The 21,525-nt window shown below is 62.1% G+C and carries 22 protein-coding genes; 6 read left to right on the top strand and 16 right to left on the bottom strand.

Annotation, left to right across the window (positions count from 1 at the left end):
• Nucleotides 1-69: 69 nt before the first annotated feature.
• Nucleotides 70-2,673 (top strand): bifunctional lysylphosphatidylglycerol flippase/synthetase MprF, encoded by a 2,604-nt coding sequence (gene mprF, locus QMO80_RS16990; protein ID WP_283197579.1) that lies wholly within the window; start codon nucleotides 70-72, stop codon nucleotides 2,671-2,673.
• Entirely contained in the window at nucleotides 2,670-4,049 is a 1,380-nt protein-coding gene (locus tag QMO80_RS16995) for a virulence factor family protein (RefSeq protein ID WP_283197580.1), read from the top strand. The genes mprF and QMO80_RS16995 overlap by 4 nt, the downstream gene beginning before the upstream one ends.
• On the opposite strand, the gene QMO80_RS17000 is transcribed toward QMO80_RS16995, so the two are convergent.
• The 8 genes from QMO80_RS17000 to ruvC form a co-directional block, all read right to left on the bottom strand.
• Nucleotides 4,046-4,609 (bottom strand): DinB family protein, encoded by a 564-nt coding sequence (locus QMO80_RS17000; protein WP_283197581.1) that lies wholly within the window; start codon nucleotides 4,607-4,609, stop codon nucleotides 4,046-4,048. The two genes, QMO80_RS16995 and QMO80_RS17000, sit on opposite strands and share 4 nt — an antisense overlap.
• 37 nt (nucleotides 4,610-4,646) lie before the next feature.
• Entirely contained in the window at nucleotides 4,647-5,159 is a 513-nt protein-coding gene (locus QMO80_RS17005; RefSeq protein ID WP_283197582.1) for an NUDIX hydrolase, read from the bottom strand.
• Between the two features lie 6 nt (nucleotides 5,160-5,165).
• Nucleotides 5,166-6,068 (bottom strand): metallophosphoesterase, encoded by a 903-nt coding sequence (locus QMO80_RS17010; RefSeq protein WP_283197583.1) that lies wholly within the window; start codon nucleotides 6,066-6,068, stop codon nucleotides 5,166-5,168.
• On the bottom strand, nucleotides 6,069-7,109 hold the full coding sequence (gene ruvB, locus QMO80_RS17015; protein ID WP_283197584.1) for a Holliday junction branch migration DNA helicase RuvB: 1,041 nt from the start codon (nucleotides 7,107-7,109) through the stop codon (nucleotides 6,069-6,071).
• An 82-nt stretch (nucleotides 7,110-7,191) separates the two neighbouring features.
• Nucleotides 7,192-7,806 carry a Holliday junction branch migration protein RuvA gene (ruvA, locus tag QMO80_RS17020; RefSeq protein WP_064840621.1) on the bottom strand — a complete coding sequence of 205 codons (615 nt, stop codon included), beginning with the start codon at nucleotides 7,804-7,806 and terminating at the stop codon, nucleotides 7,192-7,194.
• A gap of 13 nt (nucleotides 7,807-7,819) precedes the next feature.
• Nucleotides 7,820-8,233 (bottom strand): type II toxin-antitoxin system VapC family toxin, encoded by a 414-nt coding sequence (locus QMO80_RS17025; protein ID WP_283197585.1) that lies wholly within the window; start codon nucleotides 8,231-8,233, stop codon nucleotides 7,820-7,822.
• Entirely contained in the window at nucleotides 8,233-8,484 is a 252-nt protein-coding gene (locus QMO80_RS17030; protein WP_003566365.1) for an AbrB/MazE/SpoVT family DNA-binding domain-containing protein, read from the bottom strand. Before QMO80_RS17030 ends, QMO80_RS17025 begins: the two co-directional genes overlap by 1 nt.
• A 57-nt stretch (nucleotides 8,485-8,541) precedes the next feature.
• Nucleotides 8,542-9,051: a crossover junction endodeoxyribonuclease RuvC gene (gene ruvC, locus QMO80_RS17035; protein WP_003590322.1), complete on the bottom strand. Its 510-nt coding sequence runs from the start codon at nucleotides 9,049-9,051 to the stop codon at nucleotides 8,542-8,544.
• 242 nt (nucleotides 9,052-9,293) lie between these two features.
• Between ruvC and QMO80_RS17040 the strand changes: the two genes are divergently transcribed.
• Both QMO80_RS17040 and QMO80_RS17045 read left to right on the top strand, forming a co-directional pair.
• Nucleotides 9,294-11,609, top strand: coding sequence for a methyl-accepting chemotaxis protein (locus tag QMO80_RS17040; protein ID WP_283197586.1), 2,316 nt, complete (start codon nucleotides 9,294-9,296; stop codon nucleotides 11,607-11,609).
• A gap of 125 nt (nucleotides 11,610-11,734) precedes the next feature.
• Nucleotides 11,735-12,736 carry an LLM class flavin-dependent oxidoreductase gene (locus QMO80_RS17045; protein ID WP_283197587.1) on the top strand — a complete coding sequence of 334 codons (1,002 nt, stop codon included), beginning with the start codon at nucleotides 11,735-11,737 and terminating at the stop codon, nucleotides 12,734-12,736.
• Between the two features lie 76 nt (nucleotides 12,737-12,812).
• Here the strand turns inward: QMO80_RS17045 and QMO80_RS17050 are convergent, their stop codons facing one another.
• Nucleotides 12,813-13,559, bottom strand: coding sequence for a YebC/PmpR family DNA-binding transcriptional regulator (locus QMO80_RS17050; protein WP_049734610.1), 747 nt, complete (start codon nucleotides 13,557-13,559; stop codon nucleotides 12,813-12,815).
• Nucleotides 13,560-13,698: 139 nt separating this feature from the next.
• On the opposite strand from QMO80_RS17050, the gene QMO80_RS17055 reads away from it, so the two are divergent.
• A complete protein-coding gene (locus QMO80_RS17055) occupies nucleotides 13,699-14,202 on the top strand; it encodes a pyridoxamine 5'-phosphate oxidase family protein (RefSeq protein WP_283197588.1) in 504 nt (167 codons plus the stop codon).
• A 33-nt stretch (nucleotides 14,203-14,235) separates the two neighbouring features.
• Here the strand turns inward: QMO80_RS17055 and QMO80_RS17060 are convergent, their stop codons facing one another.
• The 7 genes from QMO80_RS17060 to QMO80_RS17090 all read right to left on the bottom strand — a co-directional run bounded on the left by QMO80_RS17060 (nucleotide 14,236) and on the right by QMO80_RS17090 (nucleotide 20,724).
• Complete coding sequence (locus QMO80_RS17060; RefSeq protein ID WP_283197589.1) at nucleotides 14,236-15,081, bottom strand: MBL fold metallo-hydrolase; 846 nt, start codon at nucleotides 15,079-15,081, stop codon at nucleotides 14,236-14,238.
• Between the two features lie 120 nt (nucleotides 15,082-15,201).
• Nucleotides 15,202-16,026 carry a TIGR00282 family metallophosphoesterase gene (locus QMO80_RS17065; protein WP_088937659.1) on the bottom strand — a complete coding sequence of 275 codons (825 nt, stop codon included), beginning with the start codon at nucleotides 16,024-16,026 and terminating at the stop codon, nucleotides 15,202-15,204.
• A 3-nt stretch (nucleotides 16,027-16,029) separates the two neighbouring features.
• Nucleotides 16,030-16,617 (bottom strand): 5-formyltetrahydrofolate cyclo-ligase, encoded by a 588-nt coding sequence (locus tag QMO80_RS17070; protein WP_283197590.1) that lies wholly within the window; start codon nucleotides 16,615-16,617, stop codon nucleotides 16,030-16,032.
• A gap of 118 nt (nucleotides 16,618-16,735) precedes the next feature.
• A complete protein-coding gene (locus QMO80_RS17075) occupies nucleotides 16,736-17,443 on the bottom strand; it encodes a hypothetical protein (RefSeq protein WP_283197591.1) in 708 nt (235 codons plus the stop codon).
• 54 nt (nucleotides 17,444-17,497) lie between these two features.
• On the bottom strand, nucleotides 17,498-18,415 hold the full coding sequence (locus QMO80_RS17080; RefSeq protein ID WP_283197592.1) for an NAD(P)-dependent oxidoreductase: 918 nt from the start codon (nucleotides 18,413-18,415) through the stop codon (nucleotides 17,498-17,500).
• Nucleotides 18,412-19,236, bottom strand: coding sequence for a glycosyltransferase (locus tag QMO80_RS17085; protein ID WP_283200209.1), 825 nt, complete (start codon nucleotides 19,234-19,236; stop codon nucleotides 18,412-18,414). Before QMO80_RS17085 ends, QMO80_RS17080 begins: the two co-directional genes overlap by 4 nt.
• 267 nt (nucleotides 19,237-19,503) lie before the next feature.
• On the bottom strand, nucleotides 19,504-20,724 hold the full coding sequence (locus tag QMO80_RS17090) for an NAD-dependent epimerase/dehydratase family protein (RefSeq protein WP_283197593.1): 1,221 nt from the start codon (nucleotides 20,722-20,724) through the stop codon (nucleotides 19,504-19,506).
• 141 nt (nucleotides 20,725-20,865) lie between these two features.
• On the opposite strand from QMO80_RS17090, the gene ybgC reads away from it, so the two are divergent.
• Nucleotides 20,866-21,321, top strand: a complete 456-nt coding sequence (ybgC, locus tag QMO80_RS17095; RefSeq protein ID WP_064840607.1) for a tol-pal system-associated acyl-CoA thioesterase — start codon at nucleotides 20,866-20,868, stop codon at nucleotides 21,319-21,321.
• Nucleotides 21,322-21,525 lie beyond the last annotated feature (204 nt).

Below are 21,525 nucleotides of genomic sequence, written 5' to 3' on the forward strand. Positions count from 1 at the left end.
TATATGCCTCTCATGTTACGTCTTTCAAAAATGATTCCCGCCGAGCTGGCAATTGCAGCAGGATAAGAGATGTCGGGTCACGACAATTTGAAAGAGATGGAAGACGCGGACGAATTTTCCTTTCGCGGTTTATTCAGACGTTACAGGACACCGCTGGTGGCAGCGGCGACACTCGTGGTCTTCTGTCTCGTCGGCTATGCGATCATGCAGCTCACCAACGAGGTGCGCTATGACGACGTCGTCGATGCGCTGGCGGCGACCAGGCCGAGCGCCATCCTGCTCGCGCTGTTCTTCACCGCACTCAGCTTCCTCTCGCTGGTCTTCTACGATCTCAACGCCATCGACTATATCGGCAAGAAACTGCCCTTTCCGCATGTGGCGCTGACGGCGTTCAGCGCCTATGCGGTCGGCAATACCGCCGGCTTCGGGGCGCTGTCGGGCGGCGCGATCCGCTATCGCGCCTATACGCGTCTCGGGCTTTCGCCTGAAGATATCGGCCGCATCATCGCCTTCGTCACGCTCTCCTTCGGTCTCGGCCTGGCGGGCGTCGGAGCGATCGCCCTCATCATCATTGCCGATGAGATCGGCCCGTTGATCGGCGTCAGCGCATTGCTGCTGCGGTTGATCGCCGGTTCGATCGTCGCCATTCTGGGCGCAGTGATGATCATCGGCCGTGACGGGCGTGTGCTCGATCTCGGCCCTGTCGCAATCCGCCTGCCGGATTCGCGCACCTGGTCGCGGCAGTTCCTCGTCACCGCCTTCGATATCGCCGCCTCGGCGTCCGTGCTTTACGTGCTCTTGCCGCAGACGGCGATCGGCTGGCCGGTCTTTCTCGCCGTCTATGCGATCGCCGTCGGTCTCGGCGTGCTCAGCCACGTTCCGGCCGGGCTCGGCGTGTTCGAGACCGTGATCATCGCCTCGCTCGGCAGCGCGGTGAACATCGATGCCGTGCTCGGATCGCTGGTGCTCTATCGGCTTATCTATCATGTGCTGCCGCTGCTGATCGCCGTGCTCGCGGTCTCGGCGACGGAGCTGCGCCGTTTCGTCGATCATCCGGCCGCCTCCAGCGTCCGGCGGATCGGCGGAAGGCTGATGCCGCAGCTGCTGTCGGCCTTAGCGCTGCTGCTCGGCGTCATGCTGATCTTTTCGAGCGTCACGCCGACACCGGACCAGAACCTCGAATTCCTCTCCAACTATCTGCCGCTGCCGATGGTGGAAGGGGCGCATTTCCTGTCCAGCCTATTGGGGCTCGCGCTCGTCGTTGCGGCGCGCGGCCTCGGCCAGCGGCTCGACGGCGCCTGGTGGGTGGCGGTATTCTCGGCCCTTGCCGCACTGACCTTGTCGCTTTTGAAAGCGATCGCGCTCGTCGAAGCCGCCTTTCTTGCCTTCCTCATCTTCGGGCTCTTCGTCAGCCGGCGGCTCTTTACCCGCCATGCCTCGCTGCTCAACCAGGCGCTGACGGCGTCCTGGCTGATGGCGATCGCCGTCATCGTCGTCGGCGCCGTCGTCATCCTGCTCTTCGTCTACCGCGATGTCGAATACAGCAACCAGCTCTGGTGGCAGTTCGAATTCACTGCCGAAGCGCCGCGGGGCTTACGCGCCGTGCTCGGCATCACCATCATCTCGTCGGCAATCGCCGTCTTCAGCCTGCTGCGGCCGGCGGCCTTCCGGCCGGAACCGGCGACGGAGGAAGCGCTGGTGCGGGCCGTCGAGATCGTCGGCAGGCAGGGCAATGCCGACGCCAATCTGGTGCGCATGGGCGACAAGAGCATCATGTTCTCGGAAAAGGGCGACGCTTTCATCATGTATGGCCGGCAGGGCCGGTCCTGGATCGCGCTGTTCGACCCGGTCGGCGAACACCGCGCCGTGCAGGAGCTGGTCTGGCGCTTCGTCGAAGCGGCGCGCGCCGCCGGCTGCCGGGCCGTGTTCTATCAGATCTCGCCGTCGCTGCTTTCCCATTGCGCCGATGCCGGCCTTCGCGCCTTCAAGCTCGGCGAACTGGCGGTGACCGATCTTCGAACCTTCGAGATGAAGGGCGGCAAATGGGCGAACCTTCGCCAGACCGCGAGCCGCGCCCAGCGCGACGGGCTGGAATTTGCCGTCGTCGAACCCGAGGCCGTGCCCTCTATTATCGATGACCTCTCCGCCGTTTCCACGGCCTGGCTCGAGCATCACAACGCCAAGGAAAAGGGCTTTTCGCTTGGCGCCTTCGATCCCGGCTACGTCTCTTCCCAGCCGGTCGGGATCTTGAAAAAGGACGGCAGGATCGTCGCCTTCGCCAATATCCTCGTCACCGAATCCAGGCAGGAGGGCACGATCGATCTCATGCGCTTTTCGCCGGACGCGCCGAAGGGCTCGATGGACTTTCTCTTCGTGCAGATCATGGAATATCTGCGCGGCCAGGGTTTCACCCACTTCAATCTCGGCATGGCGCCTCTCTCCGGCATGTCGAAACGCGAGGCGGCGCCCGTCTGGGACCGCATCGGCAGCACCGTCTTCGAACACGGCGAGCGCTTCTATAACTTCAAAGGCCTTCGGGCATTCAAATCAAAGTTTCATCCGCACTGGCAACCGCGCTATCTTGCGGTCTCCGGAGGGGGCAATCCGATGATCGCGTTGATGGACGCGACATTTCTGATCGGGGGCGGATTGAAAGGGGTAGTGAGAAAATGATCAGGACAATCCTTCTTGCCACGGCATGCGCCTGCATGCTCGCGGCCGCGTCGGCTGATGCCGCCGAGGAGACGACGCAGAGCTTCGAAACCGGCCTTATCCCATCGCCGCACATCTTCCTGCCGGAAGGAGAGGTGAAGGGCACGGTGATGCTGATCTCGGATGCCGCCGGCTGGGGCGACTATGAGAAGGGGGAGGCCGACAGGCTGGTCGCCGAAGGCGCCGTCGTCATCGGCGTCGACTTTCCCTCTTATGTGAAGGCGCTCAGCCAATACGACGTCAGCCTCAACGACGGCTGCGTCTACATGGTTTCGGACATCGAATCGCTGAGCCAGCAGGTGCAGCGTGCGACCGGCAACAACGCCTATCACCTGCCGATCGTCGCCGGCATCGGCGAGGGTGGAGCCCTGGCACTGGCGATCGCCGCGCAGACGCCGGATGCGACGATCGGCCAGACCCTTGCCGTCGATCCGAAGGCCGGCATTCCGCTGACCAAGGAACTTTGCACGCCGGCATCGAAGAAGGCGGTTGGCGACCGCATGATCTACGGGCTCAGCGACGGTGCTCTGCCGGACCCCGTCATATCGGTCTTCACTCCCAACGCCGATAAAGATGGCAGGGCGCATGCCGAAGCGCTGAAGAAGATCCATGACGCGATCGAGATCCGCGATTCCACCGACGATGCGCAGACGGTATTTGCCGATACGCTCGACGACCTCGTCACCGCCTCCGGCGCCTTCGGCAATCCGCTCGGCCTGCCGCTGGCGATCCTCGAGGCGACGCCCGCCCTCGATACGATGGCGGTGATCTATTCCGGCGACGGCGGCTGGCGCGACATCGACAAGGAGGTCGGCGGTACGCTGCAGAAGGAAGGCATTCCGGTCGTCGGTGTCGATTCGCTTCATTATTTCTGGTCGGAGCGCAAGCCGGAGGAGACCGCCGCCGATCTTTCGAAGATCATCGATTTCTACCGCAAGCAGTGGAAGGTGAAACATGTGCTGCTCGTCGGTTATTCCTTCGGCGCCGACGTCGTGCCCGCCACCTATCAGCTCCTCAAACCAGCCGAAAAGTCGGCGGTGGCGCAATTGTCGCTGCTGTCGCTCTCGCACCAAGTCGACTACGTCATCTCCGTTCTCGGCTGGCTCGGCCAGAAGACGGAAGGGGCTGGAGGCGATCCCGTCGCCGATCTGAAGGACATCGATCCGAAGCTCGTGCAATGCATCTACGGCAAGGACGACGATGACGATGTCGCCTGTCCGGCGGTGAAGGATAGCGGTGCCGAGGTCGTCGAACTGCCCGGCGACCATCACTTCGACGAGAATTACGATCTTCTCACCAGGACGATCATCGACGGGCTGAAAAAGCGACTGAATTAACGCATCAGGGTTTCTTCGCTCCAGCCGAGCCCGGCAAGTTCGCGCCCGCGAAACCGCGCATCGTCGGCGACGATGAATTCGTCGAGCTGCGGTGGAGCGACGCTGGTGCCGGCGAGCATCGCATGCACCTGGCCGCGATGATGGGTCTGGTGCTGGAAGAGGTGGGCGAGCACGTCGTCCATTCGCTCCTCCTGGATGCGGTCGCCGCGATGGAGGCGGACGGTCGATGCCAGCTTTTCCGGCGTCAGGGCCTCGCAAAGTGCGACCAGGCGCTGATCGACCTTCGCCTGCGCTTGCGCCAGCGATGTGATGTCGTCGAAGGGTTCTTCTATCTCGAAGGCCTGGTAGCCGAGCGTGCCGCCTTCCAGTCCGTCGACGTAGAACCAGTCGACCGTGATGATGTGGTTCAAGGTTTCCTTGATCGAGGGGAAGAAGCTCGTGCGCGGCGCTTCGAATTCGCCCGGCCTCAATGCCGCGCAGGCCTGAAGCAGACGGTGGTTGGCAAGAGCGTTGTTATAGGCGAGCTTGCGGAATGACCTGATGGGATCGAAGGTCGGCATCGGCGCATCTCCTGTTCACACAGCTGGAATGTTTGCGTCAGTCCTCGTCATCGAGATTGCCGTCGCGCCAGACGAGATGACGGGGCGCTGCGGGCAGGTTCTCGATTTCATCAGCGATGAAATAGGGCGGGATGTCGAGCGCGGTCAGGGCCTGGCGCGTCGCAAGCACCCATTTGAATTCGAGATGGTTGTCACCGTCTTCGACGCGATGGATGATTTCGTGCGGCTGAAAGGGGAATTCCGGCGGGATTTCCATCAGATAATAGAAGCCGAGCTCATGCCAGTCGCGCTCTTCGTAGCGGAAAAAGTTCTCGACGATCCAGAGCAGGCGGGAGACGGTGACTTCGACACCGAGTTCTTCCACCATTTCCCGTTTCAGCGTTTCCTCCGACGTCTCGCCGATTTCCGCCCTGCCGCCGGGAAAAGTCCAGAAGGGTTCATGCACGGCGCGATGGACGAGCACATGGCCATCGCGAAAGCCGAGGCCGGCGATGCGATAGTTGAAACGCTCAGCCCCCGCGGTCAGGCGGATGAGGGTACGCTTACTCATGTCATTCTATCCGAGATCGATCACGACGATTTCCGGCGGCACGCCGAAGCGCACCGGCGCGATGGAACAGCCGAGGCCGCCGGAGACGATGATATTGCGCCCCTCTTCGACGATATGGCCATAGGCATAGCGATTTCCGTAGCGCGAAGGGACGATCGGCGAACGGCCGAGCAAACGGATCTGTCCGCCATGCGTGTGGCCCGACAGCGTCAGCGAGACCCGCTCGGGCACGCGCGGAAAGATATCGGGCTCATGGGCGAGCAGGATCACGGGCGCATCGTCGGTTACCTCAGCCAGCGTGCCCTCGAGGTCGTCGAGGCCGAGCATGCGCGTGCGCCCCCATTTCCTGCCGGGCAGCAGCGCCAGCTGGTCTTCGAGGCCCGCGAGCCAGAAGCCGCGGCCATCCTTTTCGAGCCGGACGGCGCGGTTGCCGTAGACCGGAATGCCGACATCGGCAAGCGCCCGGTGCCCAAATGTTTCCATCCCGCCGTTCTTCTGGGCGGTTCTGTCTTCCCACCAATCGTGGTTGCCCATGATCGCATGGACGCCGAGAGGGGCCTGCAGGGTGGCGAGCGCCTTCGACCATTGGCTCGAATGCACATATTGAGTCACCATGTTCATGCCGGCGGCATAATCGCCGAGCAGGACGGTGATATCGCCTTCGAGTTCGTTGGCCCTGTGGCAGATCGCGGCAATGCGGCCTGCCGACATCCAGGGTTCGCAGGCATGGATATCGGCGAGCGCGACGATGCGGAGCTTGAGCCCTGGCGTCCATCCCGGCGGCGTCAGCCGGTAGCGGGCGATGCCGAGCCGTGCCAGCGGTTCATAGGCGAAAGCGTAACCACCCAGCGACATGACGCCTGCGATACCGCCGCCAAGAACCTTGAAAAATCCGCGGCGGGTGATCACTCAGTCGTCCTCCTGGAACAGCCGGAACTGCGCAGTCTCCATTTCCTTGGGCGGTTGCATTCCGAGATGTTTCCACGCGATTGCGGTCAGAACACGGCCGCGCGGCGTGCGCTGAATGAAACCCTGCTGGATCATGTAGGGCTCGATGATGTCTTCGATCGCGTCGCGCGGCTCGGAAAGGCCGGCTGCGATGGTTTCGATGCCGACCGGGCCGCCGCCGAAATTGACGGCGATCATGTTGAGGTAACGTTTGTCGAGCTGGTCGAAGCCGACATTGTCGACGAGCAAGCGGGTCAGCGCCTCGTCGGCGATCTCGCGGGTGACGGCCTCGGCCCTCGCCACCTCAGCGAAGTCGCGCACGCGCCGCAGCAGCCGGCCGGCGATGCGCGGGGTGCCGCGGGCGCGTCTGGCGATCTCGCGGGCGCCCTCTTCGGTCATCGGCAGGTTCATCAGCCGAGCGCCGCGGCGCACGATCAGCTCCAGCTCCTCGACGGTATAGAAGCTCAGGCGCACCGGGATGCCGAAGCGGTCGCGCAGCGGCGTCGTCAGCAGGCCGAGGCGGGTGGTGGCCGCCACCAGCGTGAATTTCGACAGATCGATTTTCACCGAGCGCGCGGCTGGGCCTTCGCCGATGATCAGGTCGAGCTGGAAGTCCTCCATGGCCGGATAAAGGATTTCCTCGACGGCCGGGTTGAGGCGATGGATTTCGTCGATGAAGAGCACGTCGCGCTCTTCGAGATTGGTGAGCAGGGCGGCGAGATCGCCGGCCTTGGCGATGACAGGACCGGATGTCGAGCGGAAGTTGACGCCAAGCTCCTTCGCCATGATCTGCGCCAGCGTCGTCTTGCCGAGACCGGGCGGGCCGACGAAGAGCACATGGTCCAGCGCCTCGCCGCGGTTCTTCGCCGCCTCGATGAAGACTTTCAGATTGGCGCGCGCTTCCGCCTGACCGGTGAATTCGTCCAGCGATTGCGGGCGCAGGGTGATGTCGAGATCTTCGCCCCGCTTTTCCGGCGATATCAGGCGGGCGGGTTCGCTCATGCTCTCATTCCGTTTTGAAACCTGTCACAGCAATACACCAAAAATCGGCTGCCTCGACATCCAATCATCGGTTTTCCCGGCTTCACCGCGCTAGTTCTTTCAAGCCCAACCTGATCAGTTTGGCGCTGTCTGCGCCATCGCCGGCCGTCTTCATCGCCGCGGCGACGGCATTCGCCGCCTGATCTCTGCTGTAGCCGAGATTGGTTAGCGCGGAAACCGCGTCGGCCACGGGTGCGGCGGCGACGCCTTCGCCGAGTTCCTGCTTGAGGCCGATATTGATCGCTTCCCCGGCAAAGGCCGGCGCCCGGTTCTTGAGTTCGGTGACGAGACGCATGGCCACTTTCGGGCCGACGCCCGGCGCGCGGGAGACGGCGGCGCGGTCCTGCAGGGCGATCGCATTGGCGAGTTCGCCCGGCGTGAGCGTCGAGAGCACGGCGAGCGCCACCTTGGCGCCGACGCCCTGGACGCTCTGGAGCAGATTGAACCATTCCCGCTCCAAGGCGGTCATGAAGCCGAACAGCTTCAACTGGTCCTCGCGCACATAGGTTTCGATGAACAGCACGCAAGCCTCACCGGCCGAGCCAAGCTTGGACAGGGTGCGGGCCGAGCAATGGGCAACGTAGCAAACGCCGTGCACATCGACGAGCACATAGTCTTCGCCGATCTCGTCTATGGTGCCTTTCAGCTTGCCGATCATGGGGCGCGGTCTCTCAAGGGTGGGTTTCGGGCGTGATAAGTTCAACTGAGGGAAAATAAGATCGGTATCCGCTGGGGTCGCGGGTCAAAATCTTGTAGCCCCTTATCGCCGCATGGGCGCCGATGAAGAAGTTAGGCAATATCTGTTCGCGTCCGCCGCCGGCGTGACGGTAAAGCCGGAAGACTTGAGCCGCGGCGAAGGCAGCCGGCCAAGGCAGGTTCTCGCGGCGAAATTCATCCTGCGGAAGCAGTTGGTCGACTTCATCCATATCGTCGTAGCGAACGGAAAACTCGGAATAGATGATCGGATTTATGAGGACTGGTCCATCTTTGAAGACGTCGAGCATTTTCCGACGCGACCAACCGTGCCAGTCCGAACCAGCCACAGCCAGGTCGACGAGTATGTTTGTATCGACAAGCGTCGCCATCAGCGATCACGGGTCATCGACATGAGGTCTTCGGCATCAATCGCCTGATCGCCGGTGCCTTCGAGCCGACGGATCGTCTGCAGGAAACGGTCCAGCCGGCCCCGATCCTCGATCTCCTGCTTGCCGTTCTTCGGCGAGAGAACGAGCTTGCCGTTCTCGATCGAGAAGATGACCTCGCTGTTGGCCTCGATGCCCGCAAGCTCTCTAAGATCGCGAGGAATGGTGACCTGGCCTTTGGACGTGACGCGCATCTTGCTGCTCCTTCGAAGTAAGAATTATCCTTACTGTTGGAACAAGTCAAGAACAGATTAGCCGGCCAGCGCTTCCCGCATCCGGTTGCTGCCGCGATTGTGGGCATGGCAAATGGCGATCGCCAGGGCGTCGGCAGCGTCATCGCCTTTGAATTCGACCTTCGGCATCAGGATCTTCAACATCATGTGGATCTGGTGCTTTTCGCCGTGGCCGACGCCGATGACAGCCTTCTTCACGGCGTTCGGAGCATATTCGGAGACCCGCAGACCGGCGCGCGCCGGCACTAGCATGGCGATGCCGCGGGCCTGGCCAAGCTTCAGGGTCGCCACCGCATCCTTGTTGACAAAGGTCTGTTCGACGGCGGCTTCATCCGGCTTGTAAGTGTGGACGACCTCCGCCAGGCCGTCATGCAGCTGGCAGAGGCGAGAGGCAAGGTCCATGTCACCGTCGGAGGTCACGGTTCCGGAGGCGACAAAGCGCAGGGAATTGCCAAGTGTGTCGATGATTCCCCAGCCGGTGCGGCGAAGGCCGGGATCGATGCCGACGATGCGAATCGTATTTTGCATGCTTCAACCTATAGCGACTGCGAAATAACTGCCACCGATATGTGAACGAAACAAAAACATTCTCGGTTTTAAGCCGGTCCATTTACCGCGAATTAAAACAGATGCTTGAATTCTAGTGTCCAATACGAAGGGGGTCTCGTGTCGCAAGGAGATAGGCCCCCGATGTCTGTTTAAAAGATCGGTCGATCAGGCATGCGCTGCGTGCCAACGCCGGCAGGCGTGTTCAGAGGGGTTCGTCGTACATGGCACAGAGATTTCAATCCCTGTCCTTTAAGGTCATCGTCACATTCATTCTGCTGACGGTGCTGTCGATTGCAGTGATCGACGTGCTTGCCTATTTCGCCAGCAGCCGGATCTCCGACGAGCAGGCGCTGAAAGCCAAGGAGAGCGTGCTAATCTTTCGCGGCGACATGCTTCAGGATCAGCTGACGCAGCTTGAAAACCAGGCAACCTCGATTGCGCGCATCGAAGCGCTGCAGATGTCGATCACCAGCCTGAAAAGCGGTTGGAAGACGATCGAGAAGACCTCCGGCGATGCCCGTGCCGAGTTGAAGAAGATTTTCATCTCCGGCAATCCCAACCCGGCGGATCAGCGCGAGAAACTGATGAAGCCGGAAGGGCCGAGCGGCTTTTATTATTCGAACCACGAGAAGACGCAGGGCGAAGTCGCCCGCGACCTCGCAGATACCGCCTTCAGCGATCTGCTGATCGCCGATCTTGACGGCACCGTCCTCTATTCCTACAAGAAGCAAGACGACTTCGCCGAGAATCTGAAGACGGACGCGTGGAAGCCAACCGGCGCCGGTATCGCTTTCGCCAAGGCAATCGAGAATACTGCCAAAGCGACCGATGACGCCGCACCGACAGGTTTTTCCGGCCTTCGCGTCGATGCCGCCAGCGGCAACTCGGCGATCTTCTATGCCGTGCCGATCGTCAAGCTCGGGGCGGCCAAGGGCATCATCCTGTTCAAGGTGCGCGACGACATCGTCACCGGCATCCTTGCCAAAGGCATCGTCCAGGGCAGCACGGCGCGGGCGGCGATCGTCTCCGCCGATGGTTCCGCGATCGGTCTCGACGCGAGCGGCAAGCTTGCGACGCTCGATGCCGCTCCCTTCGGCTTCATCAAGGACGCGCTTGCCAGTTCGGCGATGACGGTTGCCGATTTCAGCCGAGCGGATGGGGCGGCCCGCGCCTATGTCCGCGGAATTGACTATCGCGGCGACCGTTTCCTTGTCGTTGAGAGCGTGCTGCTCAGTGAGCTCAATGCCGGTTCGATCGAGATCGCCACTTTGCTGACCATGATCGGCATCGGCGTGCTCGTCGTCATGGCAGTCGCCACCGGCCTCGTCACCAATTTCCTGTTCTCGCCGCTGGCGCGGCTTGCCGGTGTGACCCGCGACGTCGCCGACGGCAAGCTTGACAGCGAGATCGGCAGCCTGAACCGCAAGGATGAGATCGGCACGATGGCGAACGCGCTCGCCCGCTTCCGGCAGTCGCTGATCGAAGGCCGCGAACTGGAAGCCGCCAGCGAAGAGACACGCCTTCAGGCCGAGCAGGACCGCCAGCAGAACCTTGCCGAGCGCGAGGCCGAGGCGAAGACGCTGCAGCAGGTGGTGGAGGCGATCGATGAGGGCCTGCATCATCTGGCGAGCGGGGATCTCGCCTATCAGATCGATCGGCGCTTCCCGAACGAGCTCGAAAGCCTGCGCATCAATTTCAACGAGGCACTCGCGACGCTGAGCGAAACCATGACGGCCATCGGCGGCAACTCGATGGCGGTGCGGGCCAGCTCCGAGGAGATGCGCACCGGCGCCGACGAGCTTGCCGGGCGCACCGAGCGCCAGGCCGGCTCGATCACCGAGACGGCGAATGCAATCAGCGCCATCACCCAGTCCGTCCGCCGCCAGATCGAGCGGGCCGAACAGGCCGAGCGCATCGCCCGCGACGCCAAGAAGGAGACCACCGGCTCCGGCCAGATCATGCGCGAGACGATCGCGGCGATGGAGGCGATCCAGACCTCCTCACGCCAGATCAACACGATCATCTCCGTCATCGACGACATCGCCTTCCAGACCAACCTTCTGGCGCTCAATGCCGGTGTCGAGGCGGCGCGCGCCGGTGAATCGGGCAAGGGTTTTGCTGTCGTCGCCATGGAAGTGCGCGAGCTCGCCCAGCGTTCGTCGAGTGCGGCCAAGGAGATCTCCAGCCTGCTGCAGAAATCGACGCATGAGGTCGAAAGCGGCGTGTCGCTTGTGGAAAGGGCAGGTGTAGCGCTGACCGGCATCGGCGCGCATGTCGAGGCGATCAACGGGCAGATCCACGAGATCATGGAATCGACCCGCGAGGAGGCCAATACGCTGCGGGAGATCAACAGCGCCGTCGCCGAACTCGACGCGATGACGCAGCAGAACGCCTCGATGGTCGAGGAGACGACGGAAGCGATCCACCGGCTGGCGACGGAAGCCCTGGAAATGGACCGCCAGCTCGGCAATTTCACGCTGCCGCCTGGCCACCACACGCCGAGCGCCGAGGTCCATGTGCTGCGCCGTCACCGGTAGTCATCGTTTCCAGTGCTGCAAAAAAGGGTCGTGCTCCAGCGGCCCTTTTGATTGCGCGCATGGTTTGGAATGGCGCGGGCGCGAACCTACATAGGCTGCATCTTTCACTTGCCCGGCAGGTTTCCATGGTTCCCTTCTCCATACTCGACCTTTCCCCCGTTGCCGATGGCAGCACCGTGCGCCAGTCTCTTGAGAGTTCGGCGCGGATGGCTCGCAAGGCCGAGGAATTCGGCTACAAGCGCTTCTGGCTTGCCGAGCATCACGGCATGCCGGGCATTGCCAGTGCGGCCACATCAGTCGTCATCGGTCATGTCGGGGCGGCGACCAAGAGTATCCGCATCGGCTCCGGCGGTATCATGCTGCCCAATCATTCGCCGCTCGTCATCGCCGAGCAGTTCGGCACGCTGGAGGCGCTCTTCCCCGGCCGTGTCGATCTCGGTCTTGGGCGCGCGCCGGGAACGGATATGCGCACGGCACAGGCGCTGCGCCGCAATCTCGAGGCCGGCGCCAACAGCTTCCCGAACGACGTGGTCGAACTGCAGCAGCTCCTCGGCACGCCGGTCGAGAACCAAGCGATCCTCGCTGTTCCCGGCAATTCATCGCATATCCCGATCTGGCTGCTCGGCTCCAGCCTCTACAGCGCCCAGCTTGCCGCCATGCTCGGGCTTCCCTATGCCTTCGCCTCGCATTTCGCGCCCGACATGCTGCTCGATGCGATTGCGATCTACCGTGACCGCTTCCAACCCTCGGCGACGCTCGACAAGCCCTATGTGATGGTCGGCGTCATGGGCGCGGTGGCCGATACGGACGAGGAGGCACGCTACCATTTCACCTCCGCCGAGCAGCAATTCGTCAACCTGCGCCGCAATGTCCGCGGCCCGTTCCCTCGGCCGTTGGCCGATATGGAAAACTTCTGGTCGCCGATGGAGAAGATGAACGTCGAGCATACGCTGCGTTACGCCGTGGTCGGGTCGCCGAAGACGGCGGAGGCGAAACTGACGGAGTTTCTCAAGGAAACGCAGGCCGACGAGGTGATCATCTCGATGCCGATCCATGATATCGAGACGCGGCTGAGATCGGTGGAACTCTTTGCGGGCTTGGGAAGCTTCATGCGCGCCGCGGCATAGATCCGCAAAGGCGCAGCTCGGCACAAAAAACCCGGCGTCACGGCCGGGTTTTCTATGGGCGATCGATTGAGGAGAATCAGGCCGAGAGCTTGGCCAGTACTTCTTCCGAGACCTCGAAGTTGGAATAGACGTTCTGCACGTCGTCATCGTCTTCCAGGCTGTCGATGAGCTTCATCAGCGACTGGGCCTTTTCTTCGTCCACCGGCACGTTGTTCTGGGCGCGCCAGACGGCCTTGACGGTTTCGGCTTCGCCGAGGCTTGCTTCCAGCGCTTTCGCCACTTCGCCGAGGGCTTCGAAACCGCAGGTGATGTAGTGGCCTTCCTCGTCGGTCTCGACATCGTCGGCGCCGGCTTCGATCGCGGCTTCCATCATCTTGTCGGCGTCACCGACCGAAAGCTTGTAGGTGATTTCGCCGACATGGTCGAAGGAGAAGGAGACCGAACCGGTTTCGCCAAGCGCTCCGCCGGCCTTGGTGAAGATCGAGCGGACGTTGGAGGCGGTGCGGTTGCGGTTGTCGGTCAGGGCTTCGACGATGATCGCCGTACCGCCGGGACCGTAGCCCTCGTAGCGGACTTCGTCATAGTTTTCGCCGTCGGCGCCGGCTGCCTTCTTGATGGCGCGATCGATATTGTCCTTCGGCATGGACTGGGCCTTGGCGTTCTGGATCGCCAGGCGAAGACGGGCGTTCATCATCGGGTCGGGCAGGCCGGCCTTGGCGGCTACGGTGATTTCGCGCGCAAGCTTGGAGAACATTTTCGACCGCACGGCATCCTGACGGCCCTTGCGGTGCATGATGTTTTTAAACTGTGAATGGCCAGCCATGGCACCCCTGTTCACGTCTCATTGTTCGGAATGGGCCGCCTTATAGGAGCGAAACGACAGCCGTTCAAGGAAAAAGCAGTTTGGAACAAAGGCCAGGGGATGACGTTTCAACAACTCCATCCAACGGAAAGGAACGGTCATGGCAAGTCTCAGCGATGCGCAGGAACAGCCAGCACGTCAGCTCTGGGATCAGGTCAACGATGTCCATGCCGGCATGCTCGGAGTTTCCGGGCTGGATATGCACATGCAGCCGATGGCGCCGCATGCCGATCCCACCACCAACACGATCTGGTTCTACACCAAGACCGATGCCGACATCGTGCGCGCCATCAAGCCGGGCAGCCGCGCGCATTTCTGCGTCATCGGCAAGGATCACGACTATCATGCCTGCCTCGCCGGTGTGATCGACGTGCGTCCCGACCCTGCCAAGATCGAGGAATATTGGAGTTCGATCGTCGCGGCCTGGTATGACGGCGGCAAGAAGGATCCCAAGCTCACCATGCTTGCCTTGCATGTCGACGATGCCGAGATCTGGGTTTCGACGGGCAACACGCTGAAATTCGGCTGGGAGATCGCCAAGGCCAATCTCGATGACGACAAGATGCCTGATGTCGGCATCAAACGTCACCTGCAGTTCGCTTGAGGCGTCGCGGCTCGGAGCAGACTGCCGGCCCTTCTACTGCACACCCTTCAGCACATAGATCAGCGGCTTTTTCGGCAGCGTGCGCATGGAGACGGTGATACTGTCATCGGGCGCATTGGCGACGTCGAAATCCTTGCCGAACATCGAGACGAAGGCTTCGACCGGCGGGCCGCGCCGGTGCATCGGCAAAATCAACGATGAGCGCAGCCGCTTGATGACGCGGCTCATGCTGTCGGCGCCCATCGTCAGGCCGCCATCGACAGGAACCATGACGACGTCGAGGCGGCCGATCTCGATATAATGAGCATCCGTCAGTTCGTAGTGCAGGTGGCCGAGATGGCCGATGCAGAGGCCGGCAATCTCGAAAATGAAGATCGAATTGCCGTTCTCCTGCGAACCGCCGAGGCCGTAGCTGAAGCGGATATCTGTCGGGACATTGCGGATATAGGCATCGCCGACGACGAGATCGACATCGGCCTTTTCGCCCGGAACGTCGCTCCATCCATGCAGCACATGCTTGATCTCAGGATCGGGCGTCAGCGTATAGTGGGTCGGGTGCGCCTTGTTCATGGTCACGACATCGGGCATCGTCGCCGGCCTGTACCAGCCGTTATAGTCTGTCGCGATGACGATGCCGCCGGGGGTGTCGATCTCGAAAGTGGAATGGCCGAGGAAGGTGAACTTGACCTCTTCGCCCTCGGAGACGGCAGGCGCCAACGGCGCGGCGCCGGAAAAGCTGGCGAAGGTTACCTTCGGGATAGTCTCAGCGATCGCCTGGCACTGGCTGACGGGCGTTCGCTGTTCCTGCGCTCCGGCAGGACCAGCCGCGGCGAAGGCCGCAAGGCATGCGATAGCGAGGACGAGATATTGCGGCTTCATGCCAGCCCTCCGGCGCTCTACCACTTTGAATTGGCGGCGGGAGGATGCGGCATGAGGTCGCAGCGGTCCAGACTGGGGATGCTCACGATCGCGTGTTGGGCGCGCCTTGCGCCGGCTAGACTAGCGCCAGAACTCCGGCACCGTCTCGGCCAGCCGCGGTCCGAGCCGGAGCGGCGCGATCTTTTCGGCCAAGCCCGTGCTGTCTGAAATCTCCACACCGACGCCGCAGATCGTCGCCGGGCCGCTGGCTGCTTCCATGCGGCCCTTCGGCATCTTGGAGATGAAGCGGTTGAGCGGCTCTTCCTTATCCATGCCGAGGGAGGAGTCGTAGTCGCCGCACATGCCTGCATCCGACATATAGGCGGTGCCGCCGTTCAGGATCTGTGCGTCGGCCGTCGGCACATGCGTGTGGGTGCCGACGACGAAACTGGCGCGGCCGTCGACGAAATGGCCGAAGCACTGCTTCTCGCTGGTCGCTTCCGCATGGAAATCGAAGATGATCGCATCGGCCTGCTCCTTCAGCGGGCAGGCGTCGAGGATCACCTCCGCCGATTTGAAGGGATCGTCGAGTTCCGGGTGCATGAAGACCCGGCCCATGACGTTGGCCACGAGCACGCGCGCGCCATTCCTGGCATAAAACAGTCCGGAGCCGCGGCCAGGCGTGCCTTGTGGATAGTTGGCCGGCCGCAGGAATTGATCGTGCCGCCCGGCAAAAGCCACGGCTTCCTTCTGGTCCCAGACGTGATTGCCCGTCGTCACCACATCGGCGCCGGCATTGATCGTTTCCAGAAAGATGTCCTCGGTGATGCCGAAGCCGCCGGCGGCATTCTCGCCGTTGACGACGACGAAATCGAGCTTGAGGTCGGAGATCAGGCCGGGAAGGCGGTCCCAAACCGCCGTACGTCCCGTCTTGCCGACCATGTCACCCAGAAAAAGCAGCCGCATTCCCTATCCAATCCAAGAGGCAAAAAAGCGAAGGCCGCTTTCTGTCAGGATGGCATCCAGGCTAATGTCATGCGGCTCGTCCGGCACATGTGCCACTTCCTGGCAGTCGAATGCAATGCCGATCAGCTTCGGATGCAGGCCTTTTTGCCTCAGCCGGCTGATGGCGCGGTCGTAATGGCCGGCGCCGTAGCCGATGCGGTGGCCGCGGGCATCGAAGGCTGAAAGCGGTACCAGCATAATTTCCGGATCGAGAATGGCGGCATCGGCGCCAGGGCCGAGCGTGCCGAAACCGGTATCGACAAGCGGCGCCCCCTCCGCCAGCTCGCGAAAGACGATGGTCTGCCGGTCGAGGATTGCCGGCACGCAGAGCCGCGCACCGCGCACGGCAAAGCGTGCCATCAGCGGCCTGAGATCAGCTTCCGAACGGATCGGCAGGAAGCCGGAGACAATCGTGCCCAGCGCAAAACCAACCGCCTCGCCGGCATGATCGGCCATCGCAAGGCTTTTGGCGGCGCGCTTCTCCGGCGAAATGGCGTCGCGCGCCGACAGTCGTTCATTGCGCAGCTGCGTTTTCAGTTCTTTCACGCTCATTCGATCCGCCCGATAGGGAAAGGTTCGAGCGAGCATAGACGGCTGGGTGTCCGATGCAAATGCCCGATGCGACAGCGCTGCGCCCGTTTCACGGCTTGTCGGGGGATGCGGCCTAAGGTCAGACGATGATGCTGGTCGGTATTGCCGAGGTGCCGATGGAGAAATCTGCCATATCGGAAACGGTGTTCGTCCCGGCCTGCCGGTTCTGCTGGCGCAGGTCGTGCATCGCCTTTTCGAGCAATTGCTTGAGTTCGGGCACCACCGCCTTGAACTCTTCCATCGTGTCTCGATTATCGGCCGAGATGCCCGAGAATTTTGGCGCGTCCTCGGCAGTGCTCTGATAGGCCTCGCGGGCCTGGGCGGCGTCGACCGGTTCCTGCGATCCGGTCGCTTCGGCCGCAGTTATTCCGGAGGCATCCGTCAGTGCAGCTTCAGTCTCGCTCGCCGCGGCGGCCGCTGCATCCGTGGTTGCGTCCACCGAAGCGACGGCGGCCGGGCTGCCGGTCGCGACAGCCGATGCGAATTCGGAGGCGGCCGTGCCGACCTTGCGCGCCAGTTCGGCGGCCAGACGGGCGACCACCTCGGGCGGCATGTTGGAGCTGCGCAGCATCTCCAGCTGCTGCTTTGCCTCTTCCAGCCTGCGTTGCGCCTTCGTCTTGGCTTCGTCCTCGGAATTCGCCGAGGTCTGGCGCATCTGCTGCAGCGTCTTGGTGCTGCGCTGCAGCTTCAGCACACCCTGATCGGTCTCGTTTCCGGCAGCGGATATGGCTGCCGCCGAAGACGTGCCGCGCAGGAGGATGGAGGCAGACGTGGTTGCGACCTGCATGGACAATCCCCGATAATTCGGGTCCCCGATTGCAATTGGGCGCATCCTGCCATGTCAGACTTGCGTGGACCTGTGTTCCCGAGGTGTCGGGAGCGCCGCGGCGAGCCGCTGCATCGTCTCCTCGAACAGTGCGGCCCCGCCCGGCATCCAGCCGAGCGCGCGGATTTTCGCCGTGCTCATGGGATTGAGCGCCATCCTGTCGGTGGGGGGCGGCAGCACGTGCCGACAGCCGGTCTCGCGTCGGATGGCTGAAAGGATGTCGCGCGTGTCGACCGATATGTCCGAGACGTTGAAGACCTCGCCGGAGATGCGGGTGCTTTCCGTCTCCAGCATCAGCCGTACCGCACGCCCGAGGTCGTGGCCGTGAACTTCCGTCCCCACACGCGAAACCACCGGCCGGCCGGCGAGGTAATCGGCGATGAGGCCGTCCCACTTGTTCGGCGAGCGATCGCCGTAGATGCCGGTCGCCCTCAGGCTTACGCCGGCAAAACCTGGAGTGGAGAGGTGGGCAAGCGCGCGTTCTGCATCCAGCTTGACCTGGCCGTAGAGCGTTTCCGGCTTGGCCAGCATCGTTTCCGCGAGCTCGGTTCCGTCGGGATGTTCGCCATAGGCGGCGCGGCTGGAGAGGAAGATGCAGCGGCGCGTGCCGGCGCGTTTGGCGGCGTCGAAAAGGCGGACGGTGCCGTCGAGGTTCAACCTGTGGAAACTCTTTGGATCGTCGCCTTCGCCGCCGCGATATTTGCCCGGAACATGGTTGAAGGCGGCGTGGACGAAGAAATAGGCGTCGTCGAAAATGTCGATCTGATCCTTATTGGGATCGAGCGAAAGTGCCGCGAACTCAACCGGGCGGGAGAAGAGGCGAGGTGGCGGCGCACGGCGCCCGCCGACGATCACCTGATAACCGGCGCTCAAAAGTTCCTCGACGACATAGCGGCCGACGAGACCCGTTCCGCCGGATACCAGTACCTTCATGCTGCTCCTTCCGGATTGGCCAGCGCCGCAATCTCGGGCACATCGCTGTTGTCGTGGAAACGGTGCCACAAATCGATCAAAGGTTGTAGCCGCGCTGCCTTGGGATGATTCTTTTCCCACGGTTTTTCATACTGGTAGTGCAGGATGGAAATGCTCTTCCAGTCCCAAAGCGCCGGCATGGTGAACCATACATATTGCAGCATGTTGAAATAAACCGGCAGGCCGTGCCAATCCGGGAAGAAGGTCTCGAGAAAGGTCTGATCGGTGCGCCGCCAGAAGACGTCCGGCCTGTCGAGGCTTTCAAGCATGTTCCGGAATGTGTCATGCGACGGCGTGGCGACGAAGACGCCGGAATTCATGCGGCGGAAGTCGGCAAGGCTTTCGTAGACATTGGGCGCGGCTGAGAATTCCGGATAGAGGAAAAGCCTGTCGACGTTCTTCAGCACCAGGGCGTCTGCGTCGATAAAGACGCAGCGCTCGTATTCGACGAGCTGCCACAGCCTGAGCTTGCAGAAATTGTCGAGCGGCGAATGGAAATCCGGCTTGCGGCCTTTGGTGAAGGGGGCAGCCGAATGGAGCCGGCTGCGGGCGTGGCGCTCGTTGAAGGCGGCAGACAGCGGCAGGTGCTCGACTTCGATCAGCCGGCAGCCGAGGGCCTTGAGCGGGGCGAGGGCGGCGGCATCGACGCCGCCGGTATGGAGGACGACGATGTCTGCGGTGGTGCCGGTGCGCCTCAGGGAGTGGGCGAGGGCGGTGGCGCCCATGGCGTAGTCGGCGTTGGTGACGAGGGTGACGTAGGCGAATACGGACGAGCGGTTCATCGGGTTCGACTGCCTCGATATGTCTTGCTCCAGCGGAGGAGAGACGGCAAGGCGTTGCTGCATGTCTCTTCTCCCCAGCGGGGAGAAGGTGCCGGCAGGCGGATGAGGGGGCGAGCGCCGATAGGAGCGAGTGCGCTGAGCGCAAGCGAAGGGCAATGAAGGGCGTGCCGTGTGGCCCCCTCATCCGACCCTCCGGGCCACCTTCTCCCCGCTGGGGAGAAGAGGGGGCAAGCCGCGGCCTTTCTAGTCTTCGTCATCGCTCAGCACTCATGACACCGACTTCAGCCGCTTGCCTTCCGGATCGTGGTTGATCGTCGCGGCGATGTCCCTGGTCCAGGCGGAGACGGCCGGGACGCGCGAGCGGTCGACGCGATAGGCGAATTTTTTCGCGACGTCGACGATCTCGCCGAGCAGGCCTGTTTCCAGCGTGATCGGTTCGAGGCCGAGATTGCGGAATTTCTCGTTCTGAACGATCAGCTCGTTCTCTGCGGCTTCCTTGCGCGGGTTGGGCAGCCAGGCGATGTCGGCGCCGCTGATGCCCGCGATCATCTGGGCGAGGTCGCGCACCCGGTGGGTTTCCGTCATCTGGTTGAAGATTTCGACGCGGGCGCCGCAGGCCGGCGGATTCCTCAATGCCAGCTCGATGCAGCGTACAGAATCCTGGATATGGATGAAGGCGCGGGTCTGGCCGCCGGTGCCGTGCACCGTCAGCGGATAGCCGATCGCCGCCTGGATGAGGAAGCGGTTCAGGACCGTGCCGTAATCGCCATCGTAATCGAAACGGTTGATCAACTGCGCATGGCGGCGCGTCTGCTCGGTATGTGTGCCCCAGACGATGCCCTGGTGCAGGTCGGTGATCCTCAATCCGTCGTTCTTGGCGTAGAACTGGAAGAGGAGCTGATCCAGGCACTTGGTCATGTGGTAGATCGAGCCGGGATTGGAGGGATAGAGGATCTCCTGGCTGACCGTCTCGCCGCCCGCCGTTTCGATGCCGACCGGCAGGTAGCCTTCGGGGATCGCCGCGCCCACCGTCGAATAGCCGTAGACGCCCATGGTGCCGAGATGGATGAGATGGGCGTCGAGATTGAGCTCGGTCAGTGCGTTCAGCAGGTTGTGCGTGGCGCTGACATTGTTGTTAACAGTGTAATTCTTGTGGCGGTCGCTCTTCATCGAATAGGGCGCGGCCCGCTGTTCGGCGAAGTGGACGACGGCATCCGGGCGGTGTTCGGAAAGCCAGTTCTTCAGCAGCTCGTAATCCCTGGCGAGATCGATCAGATTGAAGTGGATGCGGCGCCCGGTTTCGGCATGCCAGATGCGGGTGCGCTCCTGGATCGAATCCATCGGTGTCAGCGACTGAACGCCAAGTTCCGTGTCGATCCAGCGGCGTGAGAGATTGTCGAGGATATGAATGTCATGCCCGGCATCGGAGAGATGCAGCGACGTCGGCCAGCCAATGAAACCGTCTCCGCCCATAACCGCAATTTTCATTACATCGTCTCCTGATCTGTCGCTCGATATCGGGGATAGTTAGGAATTATGACAATCATTCAATGCCTACCGGCCGGGCATTCAATGCTTGCCTGTGGGCAAGCGTTGCGCCAAAGAGGGCACCGCAGTTTGGAGAAAATTATGACCGAGCGCCCTTTTTCCATTTCGGGAGAGCTGACCGAGGCCGGGCACCGCCTCGTCCAGCGTGTCTATTATGAAGATACGGACTTCTCCGGCCTGGTCTACCATGCCCGCTACTTGCATTTCCTCGAGCGCGGCCGCACCGATTATCTGCGCTGCCTCGGCGTCGAGCAGCGCGAACTCGTCAGCGCCGACGAGGAGGGCCTCGTCTTCGTCGTCCACCGCATGGAGATCGACTTCAAGAGCCCGGCGCGCATGGACGACGTGCTGACGATCCTGACCCACACGGAAAAAGCCGGCGGCGCCAAGATGGTGCTCAATCAGCAGATCCGCTCGGGCGAGACGCTGCTGATATCAGCCAAGGTGATCATCGCCGTCATCAATGCCAGGGGGCGGCCGAGGCGGTTGCCGGAAACGCTGGCAGCGAAATTCCTGGAAGGCAGCACGCCGCTATAGCCGCGAATCGCCCGGAATTCAGGCTTGTCAAAACTTGAACTTTATGTGAAGGAATTCCCGCGCCGCAGGATGAGCGCTCTTTCGGCAGCCGGATCTTGCTCCGGTCAAGTAAACCATGGAACGAAATCTTCCAGACACAGGCTTACTGTCATAGTCCGGCACTAACGATCTATTAACCATAATAGTGTCTTACTAGGAAAGTCG

Source organism: Rhizobium sp. BT03, assembly GCF_030053155.1.
Classification (GTDB): domain Bacteria; phylum Pseudomonadota; class Alphaproteobacteria; order Rhizobiales; family Rhizobiaceae; genus Rhizobium.